At 72.3% G+C, this 4804-nt stretch carries 4 protein-coding genes; 2 read left to right on the top strand and 2 right to left on the bottom strand.

What is annotated here, in order from left to right:
* Together FNH04_RS41330 and FNH04_RS41325 are read left to right on the top strand one after the other, a co-directional pair.
* Positions 1-1445: PucR family transcriptional regulator (locus FNH04_RS41330; RefSeq protein WP_152791356.1), on the top strand; the 1445-nt coding region annotated here is incomplete at its 5' end.
* Between the two features lie 93 nt (positions 1446-1538).
* The gene (locus FNH04_RS41325; protein WP_152791354.1) at positions 1539-2333 is read left to right on the top strand and encodes a phosphatase; all 795 of its coding nucleotides are present in this window, start codon (positions 1539-1541) and stop codon (positions 2331-2333) included.
* 75 nt (positions 2334-2408) lie between these two features.
* On the opposite strand, the gene FNH04_RS41320 is transcribed toward FNH04_RS41325, so the two are convergent.
* Together FNH04_RS41320 and FNH04_RS41315 are read right to left on the bottom strand one after the other, a co-directional pair.
* Positions 2409-3275 carry an acyl-CoA thioesterase gene (locus FNH04_RS41320; protein WP_152791352.1) on the bottom strand — a complete coding sequence of 289 codons (867 nt, stop codon included), beginning with the start codon at positions 3273-3275 and terminating at the stop codon, positions 2409-2411.
* Between the two features lie 98 nt (positions 3276-3373).
* Entirely contained in the window at positions 3374-4531 is a 1158-nt protein-coding gene (locus FNH04_RS41315; protein WP_322725365.1) for an acyl-CoA dehydrogenase family protein, read from the bottom strand.
* Positions 4532-4804: the final 273 nt, after the last annotated feature.

Raw genomic sequence — 4804 nt, 5'->3', positions numbered from 1 at the left:
TCGCCCTCCTGGCCCGCGAGGACCTGGGCCTGCGGCAGATCGCCGGGCCCGAGGGCGCCGGCACCGCGGTCCACTGGGCGCACGCCTCCGAGCTGGCCGACCCGTATCCGTATCTGCTGGGCGGCGAACTCCTGTTGACGGCCGGGGTGCACATCCCGGACGAGGCGGGGGCGGGCACGTACTTCGACGACTACGTGTCCCGGATCGTGGCGGCGGGCGGGGCCGCGCTGGGCTTCGGGCTGGCCCCCGTGCACGACACGGTGCCGCCCGCGCTGGTCGCGGCCTGCGACACGTACGGGCTGCCCCTGCTCGAGGTGCCGCCGCGGACCACCTTCTCGGGCGTGGCCCGCGCGGTCTGGCAGCTGATGGCCCAGGCACGCCATGCCGAACTGCGCCGGGTGACGGAGGCCCAGCAGAGCCTGGCCGCGGCGGCCTCACGCCCGGACCCGGTGACGGCGGTGCTGCGGCAACTGGCCCAGCGGGTACGCGGCCGGGCGGTGCTGTACGGGCCGGAGGGGGCGGAGATCGCGTCGGCGGGCAGAGCGTCCGAGGCGGCCGTCACACACCGTCTGGCCGAGCTGGCGGGAGTGGTCCGGCCCGGTGACACGCTGGGCCCCACGCCGTCCTCCGCCACCGACACCACCCGCGGCACCCACCTCGCCGCCTACGCCCTCGGCGGCGGCCAGGGGTTCGCACTCGGCGTGGCCGTTCCGCACCGCGAGCCGGGCGACCACGCCATCGCGTCCGTCGCGGCCGTCCTGCTCTCCCTGCTCACCGGGGAGCACCGCGGCGGCTCGGAAGGCGGCTCGGGAGCCGCACGATCCGCCGCGCTGGTGCGGTTGCTGCTGGGGGCGGCTCCAAAGGACGTGGCGCCCCTCCTCGGGGAAGGGCCGTGGGTCGTGGTCCACGCACGGCCCGCCGGGGACGGGCCCGCGCCCGACGCCGTGGCGGCCTCCGCGCTAGGCTCCGCACTGGGGTCCGCCCTCGTCGACCTGACGCACGACGTCGTGCGCGTCCTCCTCCCGGCCGACCGGGAACCGGCCCCGCAGCCCGGCTGGACCTGCGGAATCAGCGCACCGGCCGGTCCCCGCGAGTGGGCGTCCGCCGACGTCCAGGCCGCCCGCGCGCTGGCCCGCGCCCGCGCCACCCGCGCGCCCCTGGTCCACCACGCGGTACGCCCCGCGCTGGCCGATCTGGTCGCCGCCGAGGACGCGGCCTCCCACGCCCGCGCGCTCCTCGCGCCCATCGCCGGCACGCCCGCCCTCATGGACACCCTGCGCGCCTGGCTCTCGCTGCACGGGAGTTGGGACCGCACGGCGGTGGCCCTCTCCGTGCACCGCAACACCGTCCGGCAGCGGATCGCCCGTTGCTCGGCGCTCCTGGACACCGACCTCGACGACCCCGACGTACGGATGGAGTTGTGGTTCGCGCTGCGGCAGCCGTGACCCGGCCCGTGGGCCGCCGATCAACGAGTGACCCACATCCCAGCGTTCGGGACGTCGGGGTCCCGATCAGTTGTCTGCCTCACAATGGGAACCATGCCGATACCCGGGACTCCCAGCCGCGCCGAGCTCGTCGACCACCTCGTCCGGACGCGTATCGCGGGCGATGTCGCCACGCCCCGCGAGAACAACCTCTCTCACTACCGCCAGCTGTCGAACGGCAACCGCCACTACTGGCTGGGCCTGGAGCTCGGTGACCGCTGGACCGACGAGCAGGACGTCCTCGCGGTGATGGCCGAGCGCGTCGGCGTGAACGACGACCCGGAGTACCGCTACGGCCAGGACACCATCGACCCCGAACTGACGGTCGCCGCCCTGGACCGTATGGCGGCGCGGCTGCGCAAGGCGGCGGACGGCGAGCAGCGCGTCCTGTTCGCCACCGGCCACCCCGGCGGCCTGCTCGACGTGCACCGCGCGACGGCCGCGGCCCTGCGCTCCGCGGGCTGCGAGATCGTGGTGATCCCGGACGGCCTCCAGACGGAGGAGGGGTACGTCATGCAGTTCGCGGACGTGGCGGTCCTGGAGCACGGCGCCACCCTGTGGCACACCCACTCGGGCGATCCGATGAAGGCCATCCTCACCGGCCTGGAGCGCGAGGGCCGCCCGCTGCCCGACCTGGTGGTCGCCGACCACGGCTGGGCGGGGTACGCGGGACAGCACGGCGTGGACTCCGTCGGCTACGCGGACAGCAACGACCCGGCCCTCTTCCTCGCCGAGTCCGAGGGCACCGTCCAGGTCACGGTCCCCCTGGACGACCATGTGGTGAGCCCGCGCCACTACGACCCGATGACGGCGTACCTGCTGGACCAGGCGGGCCTCACCCAGGAGTAGGACTCGACGGAGGAGTCGGGTGCAGAGCTCGACAGAGGAGTCGAGCGCAGGGCTCGGCGGAGGCGTCGAGCGGGCTCACCTCGGGACCCGCACGACCCCCTCCTGGATCACCGAGATCGCCAGCTGTCCGTCCTGGGTGTAGATACGGCCCTGGCCGAGCCCGCGGCCGCCGTGCGCGGACGGCGACTCCTGGTCGTACAGCAGCCATTCGTCGGCGCGGAAGGGCCGGTGGAACCACATCGCGTGGTCGAGCGAGGCCCCGACGACGTCCCCGACGGCCCAGCCGCCGCGCCCGTGCGCGAGCAGGATGGAGTCGAGGAGCGTCATGTCGGAGACGTACGTGGCGAGGACGACGTGCAGGAGGGGGTCGTCGTCGAGCTTGCCGTTGGCGCGGAACCACACCTGGGAGTGCGCCTCGCGCGGTTCGCCGTACCGGCCGTACGGCGGGTCGTCGACGTAGCGCAGATCGACGGCGGCCCGGGCCTCCAGCATCTTCTCCACGACCCGGGGGTCGAGGCCGTACGACGGCAGCCGTTCCTCGGCGGTGGGCAGCGTGGCCGGGTCGGGCGCGGCCGGCATCGGCGCCTGGTGGTCGAGCCCTTCCTCGTACCGCTGGAAGGACGCCGACAGGGCGAAGATGGGCTGCCCGTGCTGGACCGCGACGACGCGGCGGGCGGTGAAGGAGCGGCCGTCGTTCATACGGTCGACGGTGTAGACGATGGGCGCGCCCGCGTCGCCGGTGCGCAGGAAGTACGCGTGCAAGGAGTGCGCGAGCCGGTCCTCGGGGACCGTCCGGCCGGCGGCTACGAGCGCCTGGGCCGCGACCTGCCCGCCGAAGACGCGGGGGACGATGGCGGGCCGGGACCGGCCGCGGAAGATGTTCTCCTCGATCTGCTCGAGGTCGAGCAGATCGAGGAGGGACTGCAGTGGTGCCTGACTCATGCCGTGAGTCTGCCAGCCTCGTGTCACGGCAGGCCGCCGAAAGTTACCCACGGGTAGAGATTGGTTGAAGATCACACGAGGGTGACCGGGAGCCCGTCCTAGAGCCCCATGTCCTTCGCGATGATCGACTTCATGATCTCGCTGGTGCCGCCGTAGATGCGGTTGACGCGGTTGTCCGCGTACAGACGGGCGATCGGGTACTCGTTCATGAAGCCGTAGCCGCCGTGCAGCTGGAGGCAGCGGTCGATGACGCGGTGGGCGACCTCGGTGCAGAACAGCTTGGCGCTGGCGGCCTCGGCGGGGGTGAGCTCACCGGCGTCCAGGGCCTCCAGGGCGCGGTCGACGACGGCCTCGGCCGCGTCCACCTCGGCCTGGCAGGCGGCCAGCTCGAACTTGGTGTTCTGGAAGTGGGCGACCGGCTTGCCGAAGACCGTGCGGTCCTGGACGTACTCCTTGGCGAACCGGACGGCCGCCTTGGCCTGCGCGTAGGCGCCGTAGGCGATGCCCCAGCGCTCGGAGGCGAGGTTGTGGCCGAGGTAGTAGAAGCCCTTGTTCTCCTCGCCGAGGAGGTCCTCGGCGGGCACCTTGACGTCGACGAAGGCGAGCTCGGCGGTGTCGGAGGTCTTCAGGCCCAGCTTGTCGAGCTTCCGCCCGATGGAGTAGCCCTCGGACTTGGTGTCGACGGCGAAGAGGGAGATGCCGAAGCGGCGGTCCTCGGCCGTGGGCGCGGAGGTGCGGGCGCAGACGATGACACGGTCGGCGTGGACACCGCCGGTGATGAAGGTCTTGGCGCCGTTGAGGACGTAGTGCGTGCCGTCCTCGGAGAGCTTGGCGGTGGTCTTCATACCGGCGAGGTCGGACCCCGTCCCCGGCTCGGTCATGGCGAGGGCCCACATCTCCTCGCCGGTGACGAACTTCGGCAGGTAGCGCTTCTTCTGCTCGTCGGTGGCGAGCATCTTGATGTACGGCAGGCCGAGCAGCACGTGGACGCCGGAGCCGCCGAAGGACACACCCGCGCGGGCGGTCTCCTCGTACATCACGGCCTCGAACTTGTACGAGTCGATGCCGGCGCCGCCGTACTCCTCGTCGACGCGGATGCCGAAGACGCCGAGTTCGGCCAGCTTGTGGTAGAAGTCGCGCGGCGCCTGGCCGGCGGCGAACCACTCGTCGTAGACCGGGACGACCTCGGCCTCGATGAAGGCGCGCAGGGTCTCGCGGAACGCCTCGTGATCCTCGTTGAACACCGTACGGCGCACGGCCGCCACCGCCCTTCCCTGCGCCTAAACCGGCGCCGCTCTCGCGTACCTGGTTGCTCGCCGTCCGGGTTCCCCAATTGATGGTTGCGGTCCGATCCGGCTAAGCGCTCGCTCAGGCCCAACCGTACCGGCGAGTACGAACACGCGTCCAGACCGTCAGCCCAGTAACGCTCGTCACGGCGGGAAACCCGACGCGGGTTTTTCAGGGGCGCGGGGAACTGCGCGACCAGCCCCCGACGACCCGCACCCGACAACACCGGGCAACCCACCCAC

This window comes from Streptomyces phyllanthi (genome assembly GCF_009377205.1).
Classification (GTDB): domain Bacteria; phylum Actinomycetota; class Actinomycetes; order Streptomycetales; family Streptomycetaceae; genus Streptomyces; species Streptomyces phyllanthi.
Note: the sequence above shows the minus strand (reverse complement) of the source record. Positions and strands in the feature narration are given on the sequence as shown.